This window comes from Romboutsia sp. MSSM.1001216sp_RTP31141st1_G3_RTP31141_220114, assembly GCF_039031195.1.
Taxonomy (GTDB): Bacteria; Bacillota; Clostridia; order Peptostreptococcales; family Peptostreptococcaceae; genus Romboutsia_C; species Romboutsia_C hominis.
On sequence record NZ_JBCIUO010000001.1, the window covers coordinates 870,467 to 894,918 of the forward strand.

The following is a 24,452-nucleotide window of genomic DNA, read 5'->3' on the forward strand; positions in this document are numbered from 1 at the left end:
AAAAAGACATGAAGTTTAATTCATGTCTTTTTATATATTATATGCTATTATATTTTTATAATACTTATTCTAATTTCTATTTTATAGCTTCAAGTGCAGCTATATTTAACAAACTCCAAGGTTTATTAAAGTGAGGTTGGAAGAAAAAGTCTGTTACAGCCAATTCTTCCAAAGTCATTTCATTTTGTATAACTACAGATAATGTGTTCATAAATTGAGTTAAATCTACTTTAGATATAATTTGGCCACCTAAAATTTTATGATTATCTTTATCAAATACCAATTTTAAGATTACTTCCTCAAATGTTGGCATAAATTCAGGTCTATAATTATCTTTAACTATCACTGAGCCTACATTAAATTTAGTTGTTTTATTTGCCATTTCTTCTGTAAGTCCGGTTGATGCTATTGATAAATCATATATCTTTATTCCTGAAGTTCCTTGTGTTCCGAGATATTTTAATTTTGGTTCAACTAAGTTTTTAGCTATTAAAGTTCCCATTCTAACTGCATTCGTAGCAAGTGGTATATATCTAGTATCTTTAGCTGGATTATATTTAACTACGCAACAATCTCCTGCTGCAAAAACATCTTTAGCACTTGTTCTCATATACTCATCTATCATTATAGCTCCATTAGGTAACATATCTATTTTATCTTTAAGTAAGTGAGTATTAGGTTTAAACCCAATACAAAGTACAACTAAGTCTGCTTCAAATTTGCTTTTATTTGTTATAACCTTACTTACCTTACCATCTTTACCTTCAAATTTTTCGACCTTTTGACCTAGCTCTAACCTTACACCTTTTTCTGTAAAAGTTTTTTCTGCTATATCTGTAAATTCAGAATCTAAATATTTAGACATTATCCTATCTTCTGCATCTATTAATATAGTATTTTTGCCTTGAATTTTGAAGGCTTCAGCTAGTTCTACACCTATATAACCCGCACCTATTACAACTACATTTTTTGCATCTTTACTTTTATTTATTATAGTTTTTGCATGGTCGTAGTTTTTGCATAATACTATATTTTCTAACTCTCCTCCTTCAAATCTAGGGACTATTGGCCATGAGCCTAGTGTTAATATTAACTTATCGTAAGTGTCCTCTAATATTTCATTATCCATTAAGTTTTTTACCTTAACTTTTTTATTAATAAAATCTATATCTAAAACTTTATGTTTCATATTTGCTTTGATTCCTAAATCTTCTAAACCTTTAGGAGAGTTATAAAAAAGCTTTTCTGGCTCAGTTACAACTTTTGAAATACTTAATGCTATACCACATGATAAAAATGATATATTATCATTTTTTTCATATACTACTATTTCACTTTCTGGATATTTTTCTTTTATATTAATAACTGCAGCTGTTCCTGCATGAGTGCATCCTACAACTATAACTTTCATTATTTATACCTCCATATTGATATATTTTTAACATACTATATATATACCCAAAGCTTTATATAAAAAAACATAATTATTAATATTAGTATTATCTTATTTAGCTATAGTTATCTATATATTATTATAAATATCGTTATTTAAATAACTATTACTTATATAAATTATTCTATAATTAACAATTGTATGTTACTTTTTTGTTTTAGTTTACTATATTATAAGCATTAAATCCATATTATTATTTTTATACAAATAAAAAGCTTAGATATTTAATCTAAGCTTTGAGTAGTAATTTACTTCTTATAATGATTTTATAAATGTAACAACATCTTCTATTATCCAATCTGGTGTTGATGCACCAGCTGTTATTCCAATATTTTCATATTTTTTTAATGTATCTATATCTAATTCTTCCTTTGTTTCTATTGCATATGTATCTACATACTCTTTGCATATATTAACTAGTTTTTGAGTGTTTGAACTATGTTTTCCACCTATTACAACTACACAATCTACTTCATTTGATAATTCTCTAGCAGCTTCTTGTCTTACTTTTGTAGCTGAGCATATAGTATTATTTAATACTACATTATCTAAAATAGATTCTAAGTAATCTGTTATCTCTTTATATAATTCTATATTTATTGTAGTTTGAGCTACTACACAATATTTCTTAGTTTTATCAAATTCTAAATTTTTTGCATAATCTAGTGTTTTTATTATTATAGCATTATTTTTACACCATCCATTTATACCGATGACTTCTGGATGTTTATAGTCTCCTATAACTATTATCTGATACCCTTTATCATAGTAAGATTTAGCTTTTCTATGAATCTTTTTTACAAACGGGCAAGTTGTATCTATTATGCTTATATCTTTTTCTCTCGCTTCTATATATACATCTTCACTTACTCCATGAGATCTTATTATCATATGTTTTGAATTTGGAACAGAGTTTATATCATCAATAGTTAAAAGTCCTTTATTTTCATACTTTTTAACTGCTTGTTTATTATGTATAAGTGGACCTAGTGCATATATGCCACCACTATTTTTTTCTAATTCATTCCAAGCCATTTTCATAGCTCTTTTTACACCAAAACAAAATCCTGCTTCTTTAGCTATTTTTACGTTCATATCATTCTCCCTATATTAAAATAATTATTTTGAATGTATATAATAATTTTCTTTAATAACTTCTAATACATTTTGAGCTAATCTTTCATTATCCTCAGTAGTAAGCTTTTTACCATAGTATTCTTTAAATGATATAGGCTTATCTATATATACTGTAACTCTATTAAAAAACTTATAATTACTTATTATAGATATAGGAACAACATCAGCCTTTCCTTTTACGGCAAATACTGTAAGCCCACCTTTGGCCTGTCCAAATCCTGGTTCTTTAACTCTTGTTCCTTCTGGGAATATACCTAATATATACCCATCTTTTATAGATCTTAAAATATTTTTTATGGTTGACACGTCAGGCTTATCTCTATTTATCGGTATAACATTTAATTTATTTAAAATAAATGCCAGCGGTTTTGATTTAAATAATTCCTTCTTAGCAATAGCTGCTATTTCTCTATTTTGTATTGCTGATGCTATAAATATAGGATCTAAGTTTGATTTATGATTACAAGCTATTATTATATTTCCTTCATTTGGAATATTCTCTTTTCCTATTACTTCAAATTTATAAAATGTTTTTGAAAACATTAAAAGAACTTTTGTTGCAAAATTATAAAAACTCACATCTATCTCCCTTCAAAACTAAACTTATTATAAATTTATTTTAGATATTACACTTTCAACAACATCATCTATAGTTTTTCCAGTTGTATCTATTTCTATAGCATCATCAGCCTTAACAAGTGGCGCAAATTCTCGATTTGAATCTATTTCATCTCTCTTAATTATATCTTTAATTATTTCTTCAAGAGTTGTTTCATATCCTTTTTCTTTTAATTCCTTGAAACGTCTTTGACCTCTTTCTTCTGGAGTTGCTACTAGATAGAATTTATAATCTGCATTAGGGAATACATATGAACCTATATCTCTTCCATCTAATATAACAGAATTTCTTTTTCCTATTTCTCTTTGAACATCTACCATTAAATATCTAACTTCTTTTATTTTAGCTACATTAGACACATTATTACTAACTTCCATAGTTCTTATTTCTTCTTTTAATATATTTCCATCTATATATATATTATTATCTCTAAAATCTATATCTGTGTCCTTGGCTAGCTTAACTACTTCTTCTTCGTTATTTATATCTATATTATTTTTTAAACACTTGTAAGTTATTGCTCTGTACATTGCACCTGTATCTATATAGTTTATATTTAACCTATTTGCTATTATTTTAGCTATTGTACTTTTACCTGCTCCTGCAGGACCATCTACTGCTATTACTAAATTTCTCATAATTGTTTCTCCTAACTTTTTATCTATTATCTAATAAAATTTATTTGTATATATTTGTTATTAGATCTTTTCTTAAGTCTTTAGCATTGTTTAAATATATATGTTTTATATCTTTTTTAGATTTGTCTGTATTTACATGCATCATAATTCTTATGCACATTTTAAGACTTCCATCTATATATTTTTCTTCAAAGTTAAGCATAGGAATATCTGTTATATCTAATATATCCCTAACTGCTACTGATGGATATACTTTATCTAAGTCATTTGTCATTGTAAAACACATACTTATTATATCATCAATATCTAATGCATTTTCTATTATTATAGTTTGTACTAACTTTGCAGTTTCATCAAGTATATCTGCTTTAGTATTAGAAACAACCGTTGTTGCACCTCTTATCGCTAATGTTTTCATATTAATCACCTATACACTTATTCCCGCTAAATATCCCGTTGAAAAGGCTATTTGTAAATTATAGCCCCCTGTTTCTGCATCTATATCTATTAATTCCCCTGTAAGATATAAATTTTTTATTATTTTTGATTCCATAGTTGAAGAGTTTATCTCTTTAACTGATATTCCACCACTTGTTACTTGCGATGTTTTTATTCCTTTAGTACCATTACAAGTAAGTTTCATAGATTTTATATAGCTTATTATTTTCTCTTCATCTGTTTTTGTTAATTCATTTGCTTTTTTATCAGTTAAATTAAGAATCTTAAGCACTTCTTTTAAAAAGTTTTGTGGAAGTAATCTTCTTAAATTATTTATTATATTTTTATTAGGATTCTCTCTTATTATTTTAGATATTTCATCTGAACTAGTATTTGGCAAGAAGTCTATGTTAAGTTCTATTAAGTTATCTTCTACATATTTATTTATATAAGAAGATAGTTTAAGTACACAAGGACCTGTTAGGCCAAAGTGTGCAAATAATATATCTCCCACTTGATATATCTTTTTATTTCTTATCTTACAAGATATTTCTACATTTTGTATAGATACACCTTGTAAATTTTTTATCCAATGCTCCTTTATAGTAAGTGGAGTAAGTGCTGGATATATTTTTTTCAATGTGTGATTATGTTTAACTAATATATCATACATTGATCCATCCGAACCTGTATGAGGGTAGCTTTTCCCTCCAGTTGATATTATAACCTTATCTCCCTTTATATTTTGACCATCATTAAGTATTACACCAGAAACTGCATCATTTTCTACTATTATATCTATAACTTGTTTATTATATATAACTTTAACACTGTTATCTTTTAAGTCATTTTTTAGGATATCTATAACTTCTTCTGATCTACCTGATTTAGTATATACCTTATGATCATTAAAATCTTCTATTATATATTCTAATCCATTACTTTTAAAATACCCCAATAAGCTATGATTAGTAAATGTATAAAAACTACTATATAAAAATTTTTTGTTAGTTACTATCTTATCAAAGAAATCTTCTATATCTCTATAATTAGTAAGATTACATCTTCCTCCGCCCGTGACTCTAAGCTTTTTTCCTAATTCTTCATTTCTTTCTATAAGTATAACTTCATTATTATTTTTTGAAGCTGTAATAGCTGCCATCATACCTGATGGACCACCACCAACTACTATTACTTTTGACATAAATATCTCCTATTCTAATGCAGAGTTGTTTATCTTTTCATTGTTTTTTATATGATTAGTATCATTCATTTTTATTATTACTGGGCCATAATCTCTATATTCTACTATGTTTAAAGCCGTATTATCTTGCTTTATTCTGTATATATTTTCCATACCTGAGTTTAAAAATGATAATAGTAATACTCTAACAGTTACAGAATGACTGACTAATAATATATGTTTGTCATTATATTTCTCATTTAATTCTTTTATAAATACTTCTAATCTATCCTTTATTAAATGAAGAGTTTCTCCACCTTCTATATTTACTAGATGAGGTTCATTTCTCCAAGTATTATAAGTTTCTAAATAATCTTTTTTAATTTCATCTATTAAAAGACCTTCCCAAACACCAAATCCCATTTCTCTAAGTGCAGGTGTTTCTTTTACCTTAACACCTATTTTTTCTCCTATAAGATTAGCAGTTTGTAGCGCCCTTCCTAAATCACTACTGTATATGTAATCTATTGGGTACTCTTTTAAAGCTTCACCAAGACAAATTGCTTGTTCTTCTCCCTTAGCTGTTAAATCAGAGTTTCCATGCCCTTGCGTTTTACCTAATATGTTCCAATTGGTTTGTCCATGTCTTACTATATAAAATGTATTAGCCATCTGTTGCCTCCTATGTTGTATATAGTTATTTTTATCTTTTACTAAATTTTTATTATACCATAAATATAATTTATTAAAAAGATATATCCTTTTAACTATTCCCTAAATATTATTTTCAATAAGTATCTCTATTTGTGCTAGTGCTTTTATTTCACCACTACTATTTGCTCTTGTTATTATATATATTTCATGGAAATCTCCAATAACTTTTACATTTTTTTCCTTTATATAGTTTATTATTAAATTATAGTATTTTTTAATATCATAAAAGGTATCATCAAAATACATTGTAAGGTAGTTTCCTTTAGGTAGGATTATTATTCTCTCATCTGTATTTAATACATCTTCTGTTTTTATCATAGTTCTTGTATAAGTTAATTTATCTTTATTTATTAAGTCATTGTAAGATGTTGAAAAAACTATTTGATAATTAAATGTATTATACATTTCTTCTATTTCTACTAGACTTTTTCTAAGATTCATTTCAAATTCTTCTGTATACCTTCCAGAGTAATTATATTTTATCATTTTTCTTTCTTCATTATATTTTATGAATACATTATTAAGTCCAATAGCAAGCGAGTCTTTTATATCATTTTCAAGGTGTTCTATACTTTCCTTTATAGTATTTAACTCATGTAGTTTTTTGTTTACAAGATCCTTTTGTTTTTCAAGTGTTTTTAGTATAGATCCTAATGAATCATAGTCATTCATTACATCCTTTATTTCATCTAAGGATAGACCTATTGCTTTACATTTTTTTATAATATCAAGCTTCATAAAACTTTTTATAGAATAATATCTATATCCTGTTTTTTCATTTATATAATCTGGGTTTAATAAATTATATCGATCGTAATGTCTTAATGTTTCTATGGATATATTATTTAATTTAGCCATTTCTCCTATTGAAAAGTATTTTTCCATTTAATCACCTCTAAATTTATATCTTTTTATAGTATATGCTAAATGACCATATACTTAAAGAGATAACATGCTTTTATAAAATAAATCTAATAAAAGAACAGTTTCAAAAATAAAATTAACATTAAAATAAACTATACATTTTTAATTTACAAAAATAATAAAAAGCTATGAACAATAAAGATTTTACTCTATTGTTCATAGCTTTACTTTTTACTGTGCAGTTTCTACAAGTTTATTTATTGATTTAGTTGTTGAAGTTTTTATATTAGCTATTAAGTTTATTGCTATAAATGTTAATGATTCAGATACTAATGTACCTGCCCATATACCATCTGCACCGAATACTTTAGATAGTACAAATAAAGATATCGGTAAGAATATAACAGATCTAAATAAACATATTAAAGTAGATAACTTTGGCATTTCTATAGCTTGGTAAAACACTATTGTTCCTATATTTAACCCAACCATGAAATAACTTAAAGTTCCTAGCTTAACAGCAAAATATGCTATTTCTAATATTTGTTTATCATTTGTAAAAATTCCTATTATTTGTTTTCCAAATACATAACATATTACTACAAATACAGCTGTTGTAACTATAGATGCCATAGAATTAATTTTGTAATATTTTAACACCTTATCTTTATCTTTTCTCCCAAAGTTATAACTAATAAGAGGTTGTGCTCCTAATGTCAATCCAAATAGTACCATATATATATTAGTTCCAATATAATTTAATATACTATATGCCGATACTCCTATTTCTCCCATAACATTTACTAATGTCAAATTATGAACAAGCACTATAAAAGAGAAACTTATTTGAGATAAGAAAGAAGGAAACCCTATCTTTAATAAATCACTTATAACTTCTTTTTCTATTTTTACTTTCCCAAAAGTTAAACAACCTTTTTTCTGTATAAAATGAGGAAGCATTATAGCTACTGTTACTATCTGTCCAAGTCCTGTTGCTATAGCTGCACCTTTTATTCCAAGTCCAAATGGGAATATGAATACATAATCTAATATTATATTAGTTATAGCACCTGCTATTATGGAATACATTGCTAATTTTGGTTTTCCGTCATTTCTTACGAAACTGTTAAGTGCTAATCCTACTAGGTTAGGAATACAAAATATTGCATAGTATTTTAAATAGTCAACTGCCAATGTTTCAAGAGCTTCCGTCGCTCCTAGCATTTTTACTATAGGCTTTGCAAATATAACACATACTAAACTTATAAATACAGTTACTATAAGTAAGAATTTACATACCTGTCTAAATATATTTACTGCTTTTTCAATATTTTTAGCTCCTATATTTTTAGAGATTAAAGCTCCTCCCCCTACAGCCATCATATTAGCTATACCAACTAACATTACTGTAAATGGCAGTACTATATTGACTGCTGCTAACGCGTTATCTCCTACACCTTGCCCAACAAAAATTCCATCTATTATAGTGTATAATGCCGATACAAGCATAGCGAAGGCAGAAGGGATTGCATATTTTAAAAACTCACTTATCATAATATCACTCCTTTTCACTTTCTTTCTTTTAAAATTATAAACTCTTGTGTAACAAAAGGGTCAATATATTTTTTATCAAATTCATTAAAAAGTACATACTATTTAATAAAAACCGATAAATAGTTTACAATATTGATTTATTTTTAATTATACTAAATTAATAATTTATATATTAATATTTGGTTTATAAATAGAGAGTTATTATGTATAATTATGAATATATGATTATTACTGTAAATTTTGGGAATAAATTATTGTAGCTATTTACCATTTACTAATCAATATTACATTAGACTATATAATTGTAATTTGCAAACAATTATATTAAGAATTAGATTAAGGAAGGAGTATTTTATGATTTCTAATTTTTTAGTTAAATCTTTCATTAAAAATAGTGAGGATATTAATAATGAAAGTGTTAGGAATAGATATGGTTACTTAGCTGGGATTGTTGGTATAGTTTTAAATTTACTACTGTTTATAATTAAATTTTCAGTAGGATTTATAACAGCTAGTATAGCAATAACAGCTGATGCTTTTAACAATTTCTCTGATATGGCATCTTCTATTATAACTATAGTAGGATTTAAGTTAGCTAGTATGCCTCCAGATAAAGAGCATCCCTTTGGGCATGGACGAATAGAGTATATATCAGCCTTAATAGTTGCATTTATGGTTATGTTTGTTGGTGTAAGCTTTACGAAAACTTCTATACAAAGAATACTAAACCCAGAAGTTGTAGTATTTGAATTTGTACCATTTATATTATTAATTATATCAATTGCAATAAAACTTTGGCTAAGTAGATTTAATAAGTATATTGGGCAAAAAATTGACTCATCTGCACTTAAAGCATCTGCAGCAGATGCACTTGGTGATGTATTTACTTCAAGTTGTGTTGTATTATCTTATCTAGCATCAAAGTATATATCTTTTCCGATAGATGGTTATATAGGTGTTTTAGTTTCTCTAGCTATAATCTATGCAGGATTTACGTTAGTCAAGGAAACTATAAGTCCTTTACTTGGAGAAGCTCCAGATCCACATTTAGTTAAAGCTATAAATGAAAAATTATTATCTTACGACTATATATCAGGAGTACACGACTTAATAATTCATAACTATGGTGTTGGAAGACGTATAGCATCTGTACATGTTGAAATTCCTGCTACTATAGATATTATGACCATACATAATATTATAGATAATGCCGAATATGATATATCTAAGGAACTTAATATCCATTTAGTTATTCACATGGATCCTATATGTATGAAAGATAGTGAAATAGTTAAAACAAGAAATGAGCTTAATGAGATATTAAAAAAACATAAAGATATTAAATCTATGCATGATTTTAGAATTATTGGTAATGATGATGTAAAAACTTTAGTATTTGATGTGGTAACTTCCCATGATAAAGATACATCTGATGACGAAATAATAAAATATATAAAAGATGAAGTTAAAAAAATACATCCTCATTATAAATGTAAAATAATAATAGATAAGGACTATCATTAAAGTAAAGGGTGCCTAAATTCAAATAAATTTAGGCACCTTTTATTTTGCAAAAGTTTATAATAATACAAATATTTATTAAATATAGTAATTTAATTTTGTTATATTATTAAAGTATTATCTCATATATAAGTTTAACGCCTACTAAAAATGCCATAATCAAAATATAAGTGCTTCTATCTACAATTATCTCCTTATTTTGTTTTTTATGAGAATATTTTTTTCATATATGATAACTTAAAATATAATTTTAATAATTGAATTTTGTTTTTTACAGGAATTATCAAACTAATATTAATCTATCTTAATATTTACTTTATGCACTAAAAACTATTTTTTATCTGTATTAAGATTAAGTATAATTAACTTATAGTAGTATATTATATATAAATTTGATATATTTTTAATATGAGTAAATTTACTTGGAGGTATTTAATGAATCATTGGAATGAATTAATATATATATATCCATTTTTAAATACATTAGATGAAGAAACTAAATCAATTATAAAAAATTCTTTAATAATTAGAGAATTTGATAGTGATTATACATTAATATATGAAAGCTCTTCTTGCTTAGGTTTCTCTCTTATAATAAGCGGATCTATAAGAGTGTATAAATTATCGGATAAAGGTAGAGAGGTGACACTTTATAAATTAGAGAAGGGTGATACTTGTTATCTTTCTATGTCTTGTATGCTAACTAATAAACATTTTCCAGCATTTGCAGAAGTTATAGAACCAACAGTTATTACTTTTATACCAAGTTCTATATTTAATAAGTATATTTATAATACATTAGAATTTCAAAAGTATATATTTGAAAATCTTTATACTAAATTTAACAATGTATTAAAAGTATTAGAGGAATTAGCTTTTGAAAGTGTAGATATTAGAATAGCAAAATATTTATTATTAATTTCTCAAAAAGATAATAGCAGCAAGTACTTATATTTAACTCAGGAAAAAATAGCACAGGAGCTTGGAACTAGTAGGGAGGTTGTAAGTCGTATACTTACTGATTTTAAGAATAAAGGTATACTTATTTCAAGTAGAGGTAAAATTAGTATATTAGATTTTGACAAATTAAATAACATAGCAAAGTTATAGCTTTGCTATGTTTATTTTTTCGTGTATAACTATAATATTATTTACCACTTTCCACTTAATAAAAAGTTCTTAGCTTTTTCATCTGCTTTAATTACAATATTTTTATCATAGCCCATAAATTCAAGAAGTCTTATAGCATTTCTGGTTTCTGATCTTCCCTTATGCAATTTATAGTCAAATTTTATATCTTTATTTGTTATAGTTTCTTCAAAGTGATAATTTTCAAATTTATCTTCAAGTATATGAGTAAGTTCTATATCGTGAGTTGCCGCAAAGCACAAAGTGTTACTTTTATAAAGAGCTGATAGTACTTCACAAGAAGAAGCTATACGCTCTATGGTATTAGTTCCTCTTAATATTTCATCTACAAAGCATAAGCATGGTATATCTTTCTTAGAGTTGTCTATTATCCTCTTTAGAGATTTTATTTCTACTATATAATAACTTTCATTGCTAAATATATCGTCCTTTAAAGCCATTGATGTATATATGTTAAAATATGATGAGTTGTACTCCCTTGAAGTAGTTGTATATATAGTTTGAGCAAGTATTGCATTTATTGCTATAGTCTTTATAAAAGTTGATTTTCCTGACGCGTTTGAACCTGTGATTAACACATTTTTATCAAAGTTAGCAGAGTTAGATACAGGTTTTTTTATAAGTGGATGATATATATCAACAAAATTTATATGGTTATTGTATTTACTTGTGCTAATTTCAAGATTTGGTTTAGAATAATAATCTAGACTATCTCTAAATGACGCAATTGCTATAAGAGCATCTATAGTCCCTACATAATCATATATAGCTTTAAAGTCATCTGCATTTTTTATAACAGTACTTTTGACTTTTTCATATCTCTTAAGCTCTTTTAAAAATATTAAGTTCATATATTCACTAAATATTTTCATATCATCCATCATTGCATTACTATCTGCGCCTAGCGATTTTTTTCTAATATGTTTAATATTATCTAAGTTTCTTGATATATCTTTTAAGTTATCATTTATTTCATTTATATTTAAATTTGTTATTTTTTTAGTTGCATTTATTAAAGATATCATATATGTAAAACCGTCTACATTATAATTGTATCTTTCATTTCTTTGACTTATAAATACATTGTATGTAGCAGATGCTATTAAAAGTAGTATAAAATACCTATTAAAAAATATTAGTGTTAAGCTTATTATTGGTATGTATGATAATATAGTATACCTTAGTAACCTACTTTTGCTATTATCACTTTTATTAATTAAACAATTTGTAGTATATAAATCATTGCTTATTCCTAATTTTGCTAATATATATTGTACTTCAAATCTTTTATCTGGATTTTTCATAAAATATTCTATTAAGTTGTCTCTTTTTATAAGTTCTTCTTTTTCGTATAAAGGTATTCTTAGAATATTATATAAAACTTCTCTTCCTGATGTACTTTGAGTATTATTTATTTTTTTGTATATGTCATCCATGCTTAAATCATTCCATGTTATATCATCTATAAATTCTTTTTCATTAATATTTTTAAAGTAACTAGAGACACTATCCATTTTATAGTTAATATCTTCTATATCTAATTCTTTACCATATTTTTTTAATATATCTTTTTTTATTGTCTTATCTTTCTTTATCTTAAAGTATAGTTCTATAGAGAAAAGGATTAATAATAGAGCTATAAAACCAAATATAAATTCTAGGATATTGATGTTTAAATTAATATTTTCCATTTATTCCTCCTATGTACCATTATTACTTATTAGTTATAATTTACTTTCTTTTCAAAGGCATTTAATATTAACTTGTATATAATAAATATTATATTATTTATTATCTTTATTAACTAATTTTCTTAAATTTACTATTCTAGATATTATATCTTCAAACTCTTTATTTCCTTTTAAATTGATAAATGTTGTATTTAGTGAATCTATTAGTATTTGTAGTACATCTACATTTACTGACTCCTCTTTCTTTATATCATCAAGATTGTCAAAGTATGCTATTTGATTAAGTTGCCTAGGTATATCTGTACCCAAATATTCTAAACTATCTACCAATCTATTTAAGTACATTAATGAAGCTTTTATATCTCCTTTTTTTAAATTAATATGTGCTAAGTTTGAATTTAAAAATGAACCCATTTGATTTCCATCATATACTAACTTGTCAATATCGATAGCTAATTGATAATACATACTAGCTTTAGAGTAATCTATACTATTCTCGTCCATATCATCTTTGTAACTATAGTAAGAAATGGCTAGTCCCATGCAAGACGTTATAGCTTCTCCAATTGAAGTATTTAAATTTTGTTGCATAAGTTTTCTTGCTTCATTTATTTTATCCTGTTGCATATATATAAGAGGTAGCATTACATCTGGATTGCAATTTGGTTTGTATATTTTTTTTAAAACTTCTTCAGCCTTATCATTTTTATCTACTATCATATAGTTACTGCTTAATTGCATAAGAGAATATTCTTTTAACTCTATATCATTTGTATTATCTACTATATCTTCTAAAATTTCTATTATTCTATTTGTTATATCTTCTTTATTTAAATCTGTTTCTTTTATCATAGCAAGAGAATAAATATGAGTTAGTTTAAATTTAAGTTTGTAATTAGATGGATAATTTTTCATATAACTTTCACATAGTTTAATAGACTCTTCTATTGAATTTATAGATATTAATTCTTCACACTCTTTAATTATTTTTGCGATATCATTTTCATCAAGTTCTTTTCTATAATTTAACAAATCATCAATACTTACTTCAAAGTAATTTGCTAGTACAGGAAGATATGTTATATCCGGAAAACTTACACCCTTTTCCCACTTAGATACTGCTGGTATTGATACTCCAATAATACTTGCTAATTGTTCTTGAGTAATATTTTTCTTTCTTCTTAATAACTTAATATTTTCCCCTATTTTTATTTTCTCCATTAATTTACTCCTTTTATGTGTTATATTTATAGTATAAATTAAGTTTTGTATGTTAACAATGGACGTATAATTAACTTCTGATTAAATTTTTTAACTATTGGTTAAAACTATCATTTACATAAAAATAAAAGACTTAATAAGTTATAACTTATTAAGTCTTTTATTTTTGCGGTTTCAATTTTATTTAACTAGTTTTTAGTAGATACCTCTATATTTTCTCCATCGGCATCTATAACTACAGTACATCCGCTATAAACTTCTCCAGAGATTATTTTTCTAGCTATTTTTGTTTCTAATGTATTTGATATATATCTCTTAAGTGGTCTAGCACCATATACTGGATCGTACCCTTCTTTTGCCATAACTTCTTTAGCACCATCAGTTATTTTTATATCTATATTTTTTTCACTAAGTCTTTTTCTTAATGCATCTACAAATATATCTATTATTTTTTTGATTCCTTCTAAACTAAGTGGCTTAAACATTATTATATCATCAACTCTATTTAAGAATTCTGGCTTAAATCTATGTTTCATTTCATTCATAACCATATCTTTTGTAAATTCATCTATGTTTTCACCAGCTTCTAATAGATGATGACTACCTATGTTTGATGTCATTATTATAAGTGTATTTTTAAAGTCTACTGTTTTACCTTTATTATCAGTAAGTCTACCATCATCTAATATCTGAAGGAATATATTAAATACATCTTCATGTGCTTTTTCTATTTCATCAAATAGTATTACAGAGTATGGGTGTTTTCTAACAGCTTCTGTTAATTGACCTCCTTCTTCATATCCTACATAACCTGGAGGAGGTCCTATAAGTCTAGATACTGCATGTTTTTCCATGTACTCACTCATATCTATTCTTATAATGTTGTCTTCACTATCAAATAAGTTGTTAGCTAAAGTTTTAGCAAGCTCTGTTTTACCAACTCCTGTTGGCCCTAAGAATATGAATGAACCTATTGGTTTTTTCTCATCTTTAAGTCCTGCACGAGCTCTTATTACTGCATTAGATACTGCTGTTACTGCTTCATCTTGTCCTATAACTCTTTTGTGAAGATCATCTTCTAACTTAAGAAGCTTTTCTCTTTCACCTTCTACTAATTTAGTTACAGGTATGCCAGTCCATTTAGCTACTATTTGAGATATTTCATTTTCTGTTACTTCTTCTTTTAATAATGCATTTTCATAACTTGATGCCATTTTTTCTTCATGATTTTGTATTTGTTCTTCTAACTTTGGTATTATACCATATTTTAATTCTGCTGCTTTGTTAAAGTCATATTCTCTTTCATATCTTTCAACATCGCCTTTAGCCTTATCTAATTCCTCTTTTAAATTTCTTATATCAAGTATTTGTTTTTTCTCATTTTCATATTTAGCAGTCATTTCATCATTCTTAGATTTTAACTCTGCTAACTCTTTTCCTAGATTTTCTAATCTATTTTTACTTTTTTCATCATTTTCCTTAAGAAGTGCTTCTTTTTCAGTTTCAAGCGTAAATATTCTTCTTCTTACAGTGTCTAGTTCTGTTGGTAAAGAATCTATCTCACTTCTAATCATAGCACCAGCTTCATCTATTAAGTCTATTGCTTTATCAGGAAGGTATCTATCTTGTATATATCTATCTGATAATTTAGCAGCAGCTACTATTGCGTTATCATGTATTCTTATACCATGATGTATTTCAAATCTTTCTTTAAGCCCACGAAGTATAGATATAGTATCTGATACACTTGGTTCCTCTGCTATAACTGGTTGGAAACGTCTTTCAAGTGCTTTATCTTTTTCTATATATTGTCTATATTCATCAAATGTAGTAGCACCTATACAATTAAGTTCTCCACGAGCTAACATTGGTTTTATTAGGTTACCAGCATCCATTGCTCCATCAGTTTTACCAGCACCTACTATTGTGTGTATCTCATCTATAAATAGTATTATTTTTCCTTCTGAAGATTGAACTTCTTTAAGTACTGCTTTTAATCTTTCTTCAAATTCCCCTCTATATTTTGCACCTGCTATTAATGAACCCATATCTAGTGCATAAATAACTTTATCCTTAAGTCCTTCTGGTACATCTCCACGAACTATTCTTTCTGCTAATCCTTCAACTATTGCAGTTTTACCAACACCAGGTTCACCTATAAGTACTGGATTATTTTTAGTTCTTCTTGATAATATTCTTATAACTCTTCTTATTTCTTCGTCACGACCTATAACTGGATCTAATTTATTTTTCTTAGCTAAATCTACTAAATTAGTTCCATATCTAGTTAGTGCTTCATAAGTGCCTTCAGGATCTTGAGTTTCTACTCTTTGACTTCCACGAACTTGTGATAGTACTTCTAAGAAATTACTTTTATTTATATTGTATTGTCTTAATACTTTTCCTACTGGTGTATTACCTTCCATATCTATCATAGCAAGCATTACATGTTCTACACTTATATAAGAATCTTTAAATTCTTTAGATATTTCTTCTGCTTTTATTAAAATTTCATTTATTCTTCTTGTAGCTGTAACACCTTGTGAACTTATACCTTCTCCATGAATTTGAGGTAATTTGCTCAGTTCCATATCTATACTATTTTTTACTGAATCTACTGATACACCCATTTTTTCTAATATATTAGGTATAAGTCCATCTTCTTGATTGACTAATGCACTTAATAAGTGTATAACATCTATTTGTTGATTATGGTTTTTAACACCTATATTATAAGCTTCATTTAAAGCTTTTTGTACCCTTACAGTCATTCTTTCTATATCCATATGTATCCCTCCACTATCATAATATATATTATTTTCAGTAAAATCTTAATTATTTATTTTATTTAGAATTTTCTTATTAGCACTCTATTGAGTTGAGTGCTAATAATTTATTAACTACAATATACTCCTATAAAAATACTTTGTCAATAGTTTTTTATCTTATTTGTCAATATAAAATATATAAAAGTAAAAGCACCTATTACAATTCATTGGAATAGGTGCTTTTACTTTAGCTTTTCATATTATATTCTTGTAATTTTTTAATGTTTTCTAATTCCTTTATAAAATCATTAGCCTGAATATAATCTATATATAAAAGACAAGAAACCTCTTTTGTTTTTTCACTTATTCTAGTAGTTATTCTAATATGATCCTCTAATTTCTTTGTGTAAAATTTGTATATTAAATCAAGGTGTACTCTATCTCCGTTTAATATTATATCTATACTTTCCTTAGGAATTTCCACATCTACATTTTTTTGAGTACAACCCTTAGATATATTATTATATTTAGTATATTTATAAGAATATCCCTTATAATCAAATCTATTGCTTTCCTTTATTCTATTTAATATATACTCTCCCTCTTCCTCTTTTAGAAAGTCTTCTTCTTCAAAGAAATAATATTTAGCGAAATAGTCTAATTTATATTTTCCCATAGTTTCCTCCTGAGTTATATAATAATAGTATTCCTATATTTAATAATTATATGAAGGTTATTTAGAATTAAATTATTGCAAATATATAAGGATTTAAGGATAAATAAAAAGACTAGATTATACTAATTAGTATAATCTAGTCTTTTTATTTATTAATCTTTGAATTCATATATTAAATTTAATAAATCTAGTAAGATATTTACAAAATCTAGATAAAGATTTAATACATGTATAGATAAATCATTCTTACTTATTATGTTTCCTGATTCTATGTCATATTTTATTAGACTTATATCATATAATATATATCCTGAGAATATTAATATACCCAGAACACTATATAATATATTTAATGTCTGTGAACCTATAAATATATTTATTATACATAGAAGTAAAAGTGATATAAGACCTGCAAATAATATAGATCCTATACCTAGGTAATGCCCAGCTTTCTTTCTATAAGATATAAAGGCTAGTATACCAAATAATATACAAGTTCCAAGTAAAGCATTAATTACTATAGATGTTCCTAAACTTTGTAAGTAAAAAGATAATAGTGGATATAAAAGTATACCATCTATAAATGTAAATAAGTAAACATAGTTCATAGAAAAACTTCTAGGTATTATACTTTTCTTAGATAATATTGCCATTATAAGTAAACCTATTATTAAAAATGGTAATATTAAATTTGCTACTTGAACAACACTTATAGGAATAAAAGCTTGCCCAAATGCAAACCCTATAAACATAAATAGTATAGATATTGCTAGATATTTAAAAATATCAGCCATTGGGTTTGTAATTTCTTTATGCATTTTTATCATCTCCATATATTATAAAAAACTATATATGTATTATACCATATATTGTTAAATTTATATTATATGAAATAATTTGTATCAAATTAGTTGATTATATTACTTATGCTATCAGAAATTTTATTTACTTTATCATTCGCTACATTTGTTAGGTTTTCTTTAGTATTTTCTATTTTAGATTGTATAGAGTTAATATCACTTTGTAATTCTTTTTCTTTATCTAAATAATTACTTAAATTAATATCTTTTATAAAATCATCTAAATTTTCAGATAAATTATTTTTGTATTTACCTATCAAAGTTTTTAATTTGTCATCTCCTATGTTAGCAAGTTCATCAATTGATGTAAGTTTATTTTCTATGTCTCTTAATTTCATATCATCTAAACTCAATATTTTGTTAGTATAATTAGATATCTTCTTTTGATCTAGATTAGTATTATTTGACTTATCTATAGAAACCTTATCTTCAATTTCTTCTACAGAGTCTTTATATTTGTTTTTTATTTCAGATAGCATATTATCTATCTCTTTTATTGATTCGTCTGATTTTTCTTCAACATTAGATACTGCCTTTTCTTGATCTTTTTGTATATCATTTTTATCGCAAGCCACAATACCTAATGACATTAATGATATTATAATTAATGATATTATTTTTTTATTGCACTTCATTTATATAACTCCTCTTAATATTTTAGTATTTATATTTTACCACTAAAATCTAACTATTTACAACCTTATTTAATTTAATCAAAATAAATTATACATTTATAATATTTTATAGTTAACAAAATACGAATTAATTAATATCTTAATATTAGTTAAATATTTTGGGGGTGTCATCCAATGCTACAATCTCTTCTCTTGGTGCTATCACTTTCATTAGATACATTTGTAGCTAGTGTTGCTTATGGTACAAATAAAATTAAAATTCCTTTTAAATCGGCATCTATAATAACATTAGTATCTACAATTACTTTAGGTATTTCTTTATTTTTGGGATCTTTGTTTAAAGATTTACTATCAGCCAATATAGCATCCTTATTAAGCTTTTTATTGTTATTAGGGCTTGGCATATTTAGATTATTTGAATGTATAATTAAAAGCTATATAGATAAAATATATAATAATCAAGCTCCTCTAACATTTAAATTATTTGATTTTAAGTTTGTACTTGAAATTTATGCGGATGAAACTAAAGCAGATTATGATAAATCTAAAATGCTTACACCTAAAGAAGCTTTTTATCTTGCAATAGCTCTTTCTTTAGATAGTTTAGCAGTTGGATTTGGAAGCAGTTTAGGATATATTAATTATGCAGAAGTTTTATTATTATCTTTAATTATTGGATTTTTATCTTTACTATTTGGTTGTATAGTAGGTTGTCATATTAATAAGATTAGCCATATTAATTTGTCTTGGTTATCAGGAGTAATGCTTATAGCTCTTGCATTTATAAGATAAAAAAAGAGTTATCTCATACTTGAGATAACTCTTTTGACTTATGCTACTTTATTACTGTTTGCTTTTATAACTTGTTGAGCTATATTTACTGAATGGTCAGATATTCTCTCTAAATTACTTACTATATCTAAATAAACAACTCCATTATCTATTGTGCATACACTCTCATCTAATCTTTTCATATGATTTTGACGACATACTTTTTCCATTATATCAACTTGTTCTTCCATTTTGACAACTCTTAATGCTAAATCCACATTATTAGATTCTAAAGATTCAAGTGCATAAGTATATGTGCTTAATACTTTGTTGTATATTTCAGTTAACTCACCTTTACATTCATCAGATAATTTTAATTCTTTAGTTAATATTATTTCTGATAATTCAGCTATATTTTCAGCATGATCTCCTATTCTTTCTATATCATTTACAGTATTGAATAGATAGTCAACACCTTCTCTTGAATCATCATTTAAAGTTGTTTTAGATAGCTTTAGTAAGAAACTTAGTATAGCTTTTTGTAATTCATTTATCTTTATTTCTTCATTAAATGCCTTTTTTATTTTAGCATCTGACATTTCAAGCACACCTTCCATTGAACAAATCAGAGCTTTCTTAGCTTTTTCACCCATTCTTAAAGTCTCTTTAATAGTATTTGATAAAGCTATAGATGGTGTTTCTAATATTCTTTCATCTAAGAATTTAACAGTTTTTCTCTCTTCTATTTCATCTTCTTTCTCTGGAACTAACTTCATAGTAAGTTTTACTATTAACTTAGAAAAAGGTAATAGTAGTATAACGTTAGTTATATTAAATAAAGTATGTGCATTAGCTATTTGTCTACTCACATCATTTGGATCTAAGTGTGTAACTACCATTGTTATTGGCTTACTTAGTAATAACATAAATACCAATGTCCCTATTACATTAAATGTTAAATGCATTGTAGCAGCTCTTTTAGCGTTTTTACTAGCACCTATACTTGATATTAATGAAGTAACGCAAGTCCCGATATTTTCACCATATAATATTGGTAAAGCAGATGATAATGGTAATATTCCTTCAGATGCAAGTGCAAGTAACATACCCATTGAAGCACTAGAACTTTGAACTATTGCAGTTATACCAAATCCAAGAAGTATACCAAGTATCGGATTATGTCCAAATGATACTAATGCATTAGTAAATCCTGAAAACTCTTTTAAAGGTGCAACAGCTTCCTTCATAAAATCCATACCTGTAAATAATATACCAAATCCTATAAATATTTCAGCTATTGTTTTAACCTTTGGCTTAGAACTAAATAAGTAAAGTATTATACCTACGCCTAATGCCATTGGCGCTAACCCAACTAAATCTAGTGATACTAATTGAGCAGTTATAGTTGTTCCTATATTGGCTCCCATTATTACACCTATTGCTTGAGGTAGTGTCATTATACCCGCATTAACAAATCCAACTACCATAACTGTCGTAGCACTTGAACTTTGTATTATAGCTGTAACTAAAGCTCCAACTATAACCCCCATTAGTACATTACTAGTTAGAAGTTCAACTATCTTTTTTAGTTTTTCTCCTGCTGACTTTTGAAGGCCATCAGCCATCAAATTCATACCGTATAGAAAAAGACCTAGTCCCCCCATCAGGTTTATTGCTATTTCCACTATATTTCTTCCTCCTTAAAACTTTAATGTTTTTAAAATTAAATAATTTTATTCTTTTATTATTACAAACTTATTCTATCAAAAAAATTGTCATAATGTGTTAAGCAAATGTTAATTTATTGCACTTAATGTTAAATCTATGTTAAATAAAAGTTGATTAAATCCTATTATGTTAAGTTTTTTAAATTTAAGTTAAAAATAATATATGTAATGTAAATAAAAAAACCCATTAAATGGGTTTTATTTTCTAAAGTCTTTTAAGTTATTTTCTATGCTTAAATTTTTTAATATTGATGTTAATAATATTTGTCTAGTTTCTATTGATTTACCAAACTCTTCAAAGCTTTTCATACAATCTAACTGATAAGTTTCTATTATGCCTTTTTCTAATTCTTCTAAATGTTTTACGATATACTCCTTTATATCTTCTTTGCTTTTTAACCTATCTATTTCTTCGCCTCTTAAAACATGCTTAAATATTTCAAATCCCTCACCTTTTGATCCCCATATAAATATTCTAAATGTTATTAATGCCATTTCACAATATATACCTGCACTTATAGAATTCATATGATTTATATCTTCATACAAATGTTGATTAAAATCAAAGAAGTTACTAGATGCTATTTCATAAGTTTTTTGAGGTTCAAATTCGATATTACTTTCAGCTATGTTTTTGTCTAAACTTTCATAGCCACTACTTTTTATAAGAACATCACATAATGGTGATGTATGTATTGATAATTTGTCTTTTGATAAAAATTGTTTCATAGTTTTGCTCCTTAATTTAAAATATATGTTTATTATAACTATGAGTCTATTTTTAAACAATAGTTATTGTAGAAAATATCTATAATAATTAGATTTACTAGTATTTATGGCAACAGATGAACAGCATATAATTGTTTATCTGTAAACTTAGTTTTTATAGTAATTACTACTATATTAAAGTGAATATAAAAAAGATGTGTAAAATAATTATATTTTGCACATCTTTTTAGTATTAATATTATTATATAAAAAGTTTCATATTGATTTATTTTATAAGAATTAATTTAAAGCCATACTTTACATAGCTACTTAGCCCAGTAGTAAACATCGCCATTTTTACTTACTGCATATATATTATCGTCTTTTGTTCCTACAGTAAGCTTATTATTTTTGATTTTTTCTTTTATATCCTTTTCATTAAACCATTTAGTTTCTATAAACTTATCATCTAGTACACTTTTTTTATCTACCTTTTCTAATGTTTGTATAAATTTATCTGTTTCATTTTTTGGTATTATAAATCTTCCATTTGCTTTATTGGAATCTAAGTTATGAACTTCTTGTATATTGGTAGCACTAGTTGGTATGTTTTCAGGAATCCAACCTCTTTCTATTATATCTTTAGCATCTTTATAGCTATCAAACTTATGGATTTTTATATCCATACTACATCCTGTCAATATAGTTGCCAACATTAAAAATACTATTATTTTCTTCATTCTCAATTTCCTCCATGTCTGTTTCATTTAATATTATAAACATATTATATATACTATATCTTAAAAAATAATAAACCCAACATTAAATAAATCTTAAATTATTTAAATAGTATCCAAAAATACAAAAAGACCATCTTAAAATAAGTCTAGCTAATAACAAAACTTACTGTAAGACGGTCTTATATAACTTTTATTAATCTTTAAATACAGTATTTTCAGTTTTCCATTGTAATAATTTTATATATAACCAAAAACCATATATACCAAGAGTTATTATAGTTAATACTAGCCATTTTATATAGTTAAAAAATAAGCTAGATCCAGTACCTTTAAATTCGAGCCTTCTTCCTTCTATTACCGTATTTTCGGCTTCCCATCTATATTTTATGCACATAGCCCACGGTGTGGCTAATCCTAACGTAAAAGCAGTTATTAACCAAGCTAATATATTAACTCCAATAAGTCCTAGTAATCCACCTTCAAATCTTGATTCCATATGTTTCCCTCCTATTATGTATATATATTAATATATATGCATAATAAAGTATATAAACTGCAACTTAATTAAATCTTAAATAAACCTTAAAACTTTATAAAAATTTATGGTATAGTGAATTATTCTTTTATTATAAATCTTTCTATAAAATTAACAATTACTTTTTCTAAGTCTCCACTATCTTCTACTTCTATTATCCTAGGTGTAGCTAATTCACCTCCATGTTCAAAGTTTACGCTTGATATTACGATTTCTTTGTCTTCATAGTCAAAGTCAAGTGTTAAACCTACTAGGTTATTTAAATCTAGTCTAAAGTCCCCAATGTCTCTTATATTATAATCCTCATACTCATCATCACCATAACTTCTTAAATTATATATCTTTCCATCTAAAAATTCTACCTTATCTAAATCTTCATTAGTCTTACCTATAGCAAAATGGAGTGCATACTCTTCTCCTAACAATAAATTAGCATAATCACTTGCATCATTTATATCTTCATAATCTTCATCAAAAGTTATTACATCCATATAGTCTCTATCTATCAAACATACTCTTGATACATAATCTGGATAATCATATAATAATTCATCACAATTATCCTTATAATAATTTATAAAATTTTCTAATCTAAACTCTTCTGGTTTTATTCTTATAGCTTGCATATTTATGTCCTTTCTATACTAATTCGTCAAATCTTTGTTATGCTAAAAATCAAATTTAATTTAAAATATGTTTGTATATTTTTAATACTTATATAATATATCATACTATTAATTCACTTTGAATATATGTTTTTTTATATGCTCCTTTTTTCTTATTAATCTCAACTATATCTTTCAATAATATAAGAGAATTTGAATAATGGAGCGTTTCTACAAATAATGAA

At 25.7% G+C, this 24,452-nt stretch carries 23 protein-coding genes; 3 read left to right on the forward strand and 20 right to left on the reverse strand.

Annotated elements, in window-relative coordinates:
- Positions 1 to 76: 76 nt before the first annotated feature.
- The 9 genes from ABCP60_RS04395 to ABCP60_RS04435 form a co-directional block, all read right to left on the reverse strand.
- A complete protein-coding gene (locus tag ABCP60_RS04395) occupies positions 77 to 1,411 on the reverse strand; it encodes an FAD-dependent oxidoreductase (protein WP_092925821.1) in 1,335 nt (444 codons plus the stop codon).
- A gap of 297 nt (positions 1,412 to 1,708) precedes the next feature.
- The gene (locus ABCP60_RS04400; protein WP_092925819.1) at positions 1,709 to 2,548 is read right to left on the reverse strand and encodes a 4-hydroxy-3-methylbut-2-enyl diphosphate reductase; all 840 of its coding nucleotides are present in this window, start codon (positions 2,546 to 2,548) and stop codon (positions 1,709 to 1,711) included.
- 24 nt (positions 2,549 to 2,572) lie between these two features.
- Complete coding sequence (locus ABCP60_RS04405) at positions 2,573 to 3,169, reverse strand: lysophospholipid acyltransferase family protein (protein ID WP_240275826.1); 597 nt, start codon at positions 3,167 to 3,169, stop codon at positions 2,573 to 2,575.
- Between the two features lie 27 nt (positions 3,170 to 3,196).
- Positions 3,197 to 3,847, reverse strand: coding sequence for a (d)CMP kinase (gene cmk, locus ABCP60_RS04410; protein WP_092925817.1), 651 nt, complete (start codon positions 3,845 to 3,847; stop codon positions 3,197 to 3,199).
- A gap of 40 nt (positions 3,848 to 3,887) precedes the next feature.
- Positions 3,888 to 4,265, reverse strand: a complete 378-nt coding sequence (gene aroH, locus ABCP60_RS04415) for a chorismate mutase (RefSeq protein ID WP_092925815.1) — start codon at positions 4,263 to 4,265, stop codon at positions 3,888 to 3,890.
- A gap of 9 nt (positions 4,266 to 4,274) precedes the next feature.
- The gene (locus ABCP60_RS04420) at positions 4,275 to 5,489 is read right to left on the reverse strand and encodes an NAD(P)/FAD-dependent oxidoreductase (RefSeq protein ID WP_092925813.1); all 1,215 of its coding nucleotides are present in this window, start codon (positions 5,487 to 5,489) and stop codon (positions 4,275 to 4,277) included.
- Between the two features lie 9 nt (positions 5,490 to 5,498).
- Positions 5,499 to 6,140 (reverse strand): histidine phosphatase family protein, encoded by a 642-nt coding sequence (locus ABCP60_RS04425; RefSeq protein WP_092925812.1) that lies wholly within the window; start codon positions 6,138 to 6,140, stop codon positions 5,499 to 5,501.
- A 102-nt stretch (positions 6,141 to 6,242) separates the two neighbouring features.
- Positions 6,243 to 7,067, reverse strand: a complete 825-nt coding sequence (locus tag ABCP60_RS04430) for a MerR family transcriptional regulator (RefSeq protein WP_092925810.1) — start codon at positions 7,065 to 7,067, stop codon at positions 6,243 to 6,245.
- Between the two features lie 210 nt (positions 7,068 to 7,277).
- Positions 7,278 to 8,600 carry an MATE family efflux transporter gene (locus tag ABCP60_RS04435; RefSeq protein WP_092925808.1) on the reverse strand — a complete coding sequence of 441 codons (1,323 nt, stop codon included), beginning with the start codon at positions 8,598 to 8,600 and terminating at the stop codon, positions 7,278 to 7,280.
- 354 nt (positions 8,601 to 8,954) lie between these two features.
- Between ABCP60_RS04435 and ABCP60_RS04440 the strand changes: the two genes are divergently transcribed.
- On the forward strand, positions 8,955 to 10,124 hold the full coding sequence (locus ABCP60_RS04440; RefSeq protein WP_092925806.1) for a cation diffusion facilitator family transporter: 1,170 nt from the start codon (positions 8,955 to 8,957) through the stop codon (positions 10,122 to 10,124).
- 432 nt (positions 10,125 to 10,556) lie between these two features.
- Positions 10,557 to 11,231: a Crp/Fnr family transcriptional regulator gene (locus tag ABCP60_RS04445; RefSeq protein WP_176698678.1), complete on the forward strand. Its 675-nt coding sequence runs from the start codon at positions 10,557 to 10,559 to the stop codon at positions 11,229 to 11,231.
- 41 nt (positions 11,232 to 11,272) lie between these two features.
- Here the strand turns inward: ABCP60_RS04445 and ABCP60_RS04450 are convergent, their stop codons facing one another.
- The 6 genes from ABCP60_RS04450 to ABCP60_RS04475 form a co-directional block, all read right to left on the reverse strand.
- The gene (locus tag ABCP60_RS04450) at positions 11,273 to 12,961 is read right to left on the reverse strand and encodes a hypothetical protein (RefSeq protein WP_092925802.1); all 1,689 of its coding nucleotides are present in this window, start codon (positions 12,959 to 12,961) and stop codon (positions 11,273 to 11,275) included.
- Positions 12,962 to 13,054: 93 nt separating this feature from the next.
- Entirely contained in the window at positions 13,055 to 14,182 is a 1,128-nt protein-coding gene (locus ABCP60_RS04455; protein WP_092925800.1) for a helix-turn-helix transcriptional regulator, read from the reverse strand.
- Positions 14,183 to 14,370: 188 nt separating this feature from the next.
- On the reverse strand, positions 14,371 to 16,968 hold the full coding sequence (clpB, locus tag ABCP60_RS04460) for an ATP-dependent chaperone ClpB (protein ID WP_343101329.1): 2,598 nt from the start codon (positions 16,966 to 16,968) through the stop codon (positions 14,371 to 14,373).
- Positions 16,969 to 17,197: 229 nt separating this feature from the next.
- Positions 17,198 to 17,626: a hypothetical protein gene (locus tag ABCP60_RS04465; protein WP_092925796.1), complete on the reverse strand. Its 429-nt coding sequence runs from the start codon at positions 17,624 to 17,626 to the stop codon at positions 17,198 to 17,200.
- A 152-nt stretch (positions 17,627 to 17,778) separates the two neighbouring features.
- Positions 17,779 to 18,444 (reverse strand): Bax inhibitor-1 family protein, encoded by a 666-nt coding sequence (locus tag ABCP60_RS04470; protein WP_092925794.1) that lies wholly within the window; start codon positions 18,442 to 18,444, stop codon positions 17,779 to 17,781.
- Positions 18,445 to 18,533: 89 nt separating this feature from the next.
- Complete coding sequence (locus ABCP60_RS04475; protein ID WP_092925792.1) at positions 18,534 to 19,121, reverse strand: hypothetical protein; 588 nt, start codon at positions 19,119 to 19,121, stop codon at positions 18,534 to 18,536.
- A 174-nt stretch (positions 19,122 to 19,295) separates the two neighbouring features.
- Here ABCP60_RS04475 and ytaF point away from each other — a divergent pair, with 174 nt between their 5' ends.
- The gene (gene ytaF / locus ABCP60_RS04480) at positions 19,296 to 19,913 is read left to right on the forward strand and encodes a sporulation membrane protein YtaF (RefSeq protein ID WP_092925790.1); all 618 of its coding nucleotides are present in this window, start codon (positions 19,296 to 19,298) and stop codon (positions 19,911 to 19,913) included.
- Between the two features lie 38 nt (positions 19,914 to 19,951).
- On the opposite strand, the gene ABCP60_RS04485 is transcribed toward ytaF, so the two are convergent.
- The 5 genes from ABCP60_RS04485 to ABCP60_RS04505 all read right to left on the reverse strand — a co-directional run bounded on the left by ABCP60_RS04485 (position 19,952) and on the right by ABCP60_RS04505 (position 24,228).
- Entirely contained in the window at positions 19,952 to 21,577 is a 1,626-nt protein-coding gene (locus ABCP60_RS04485; protein ID WP_092925788.1) for a Na/Pi cotransporter family protein, read from the reverse strand.
- Positions 21,578 to 21,817: 240 nt separating this feature from the next.
- Positions 21,818 to 22,348 carry a hypothetical protein gene (locus tag ABCP60_RS04490; protein WP_092925786.1) on the reverse strand — a complete coding sequence of 177 codons (531 nt, stop codon included), beginning with the start codon at positions 22,346 to 22,348 and terminating at the stop codon, positions 21,818 to 21,820.
- Between the two features lie 305 nt (positions 22,349 to 22,653).
- Positions 22,654 to 23,067 (reverse strand): membrane lipoprotein lipid attachment site-containing protein, encoded by a 414-nt coding sequence (locus ABCP60_RS04495; RefSeq protein ID WP_092925784.1) that lies wholly within the window; start codon positions 23,065 to 23,067, stop codon positions 22,654 to 22,656.
- A gap of 193 nt (positions 23,068 to 23,260) precedes the next feature.
- Positions 23,261 to 23,563, reverse strand: a complete 303-nt coding sequence (locus ABCP60_RS04500) for a DUF898 family protein (protein ID WP_092925782.1) — start codon at positions 23,561 to 23,563, stop codon at positions 23,261 to 23,263.
- A gap of 119 nt (positions 23,564 to 23,682) precedes the next feature.
- On the reverse strand, positions 23,683 to 24,228 hold the full coding sequence (locus ABCP60_RS04505; RefSeq protein ID WP_092925780.1) for a hypothetical protein: 546 nt from the start codon (positions 24,226 to 24,228) through the stop codon (positions 23,683 to 23,685).
- Positions 24,229 to 24,452: the final 224 nt, after the last annotated feature.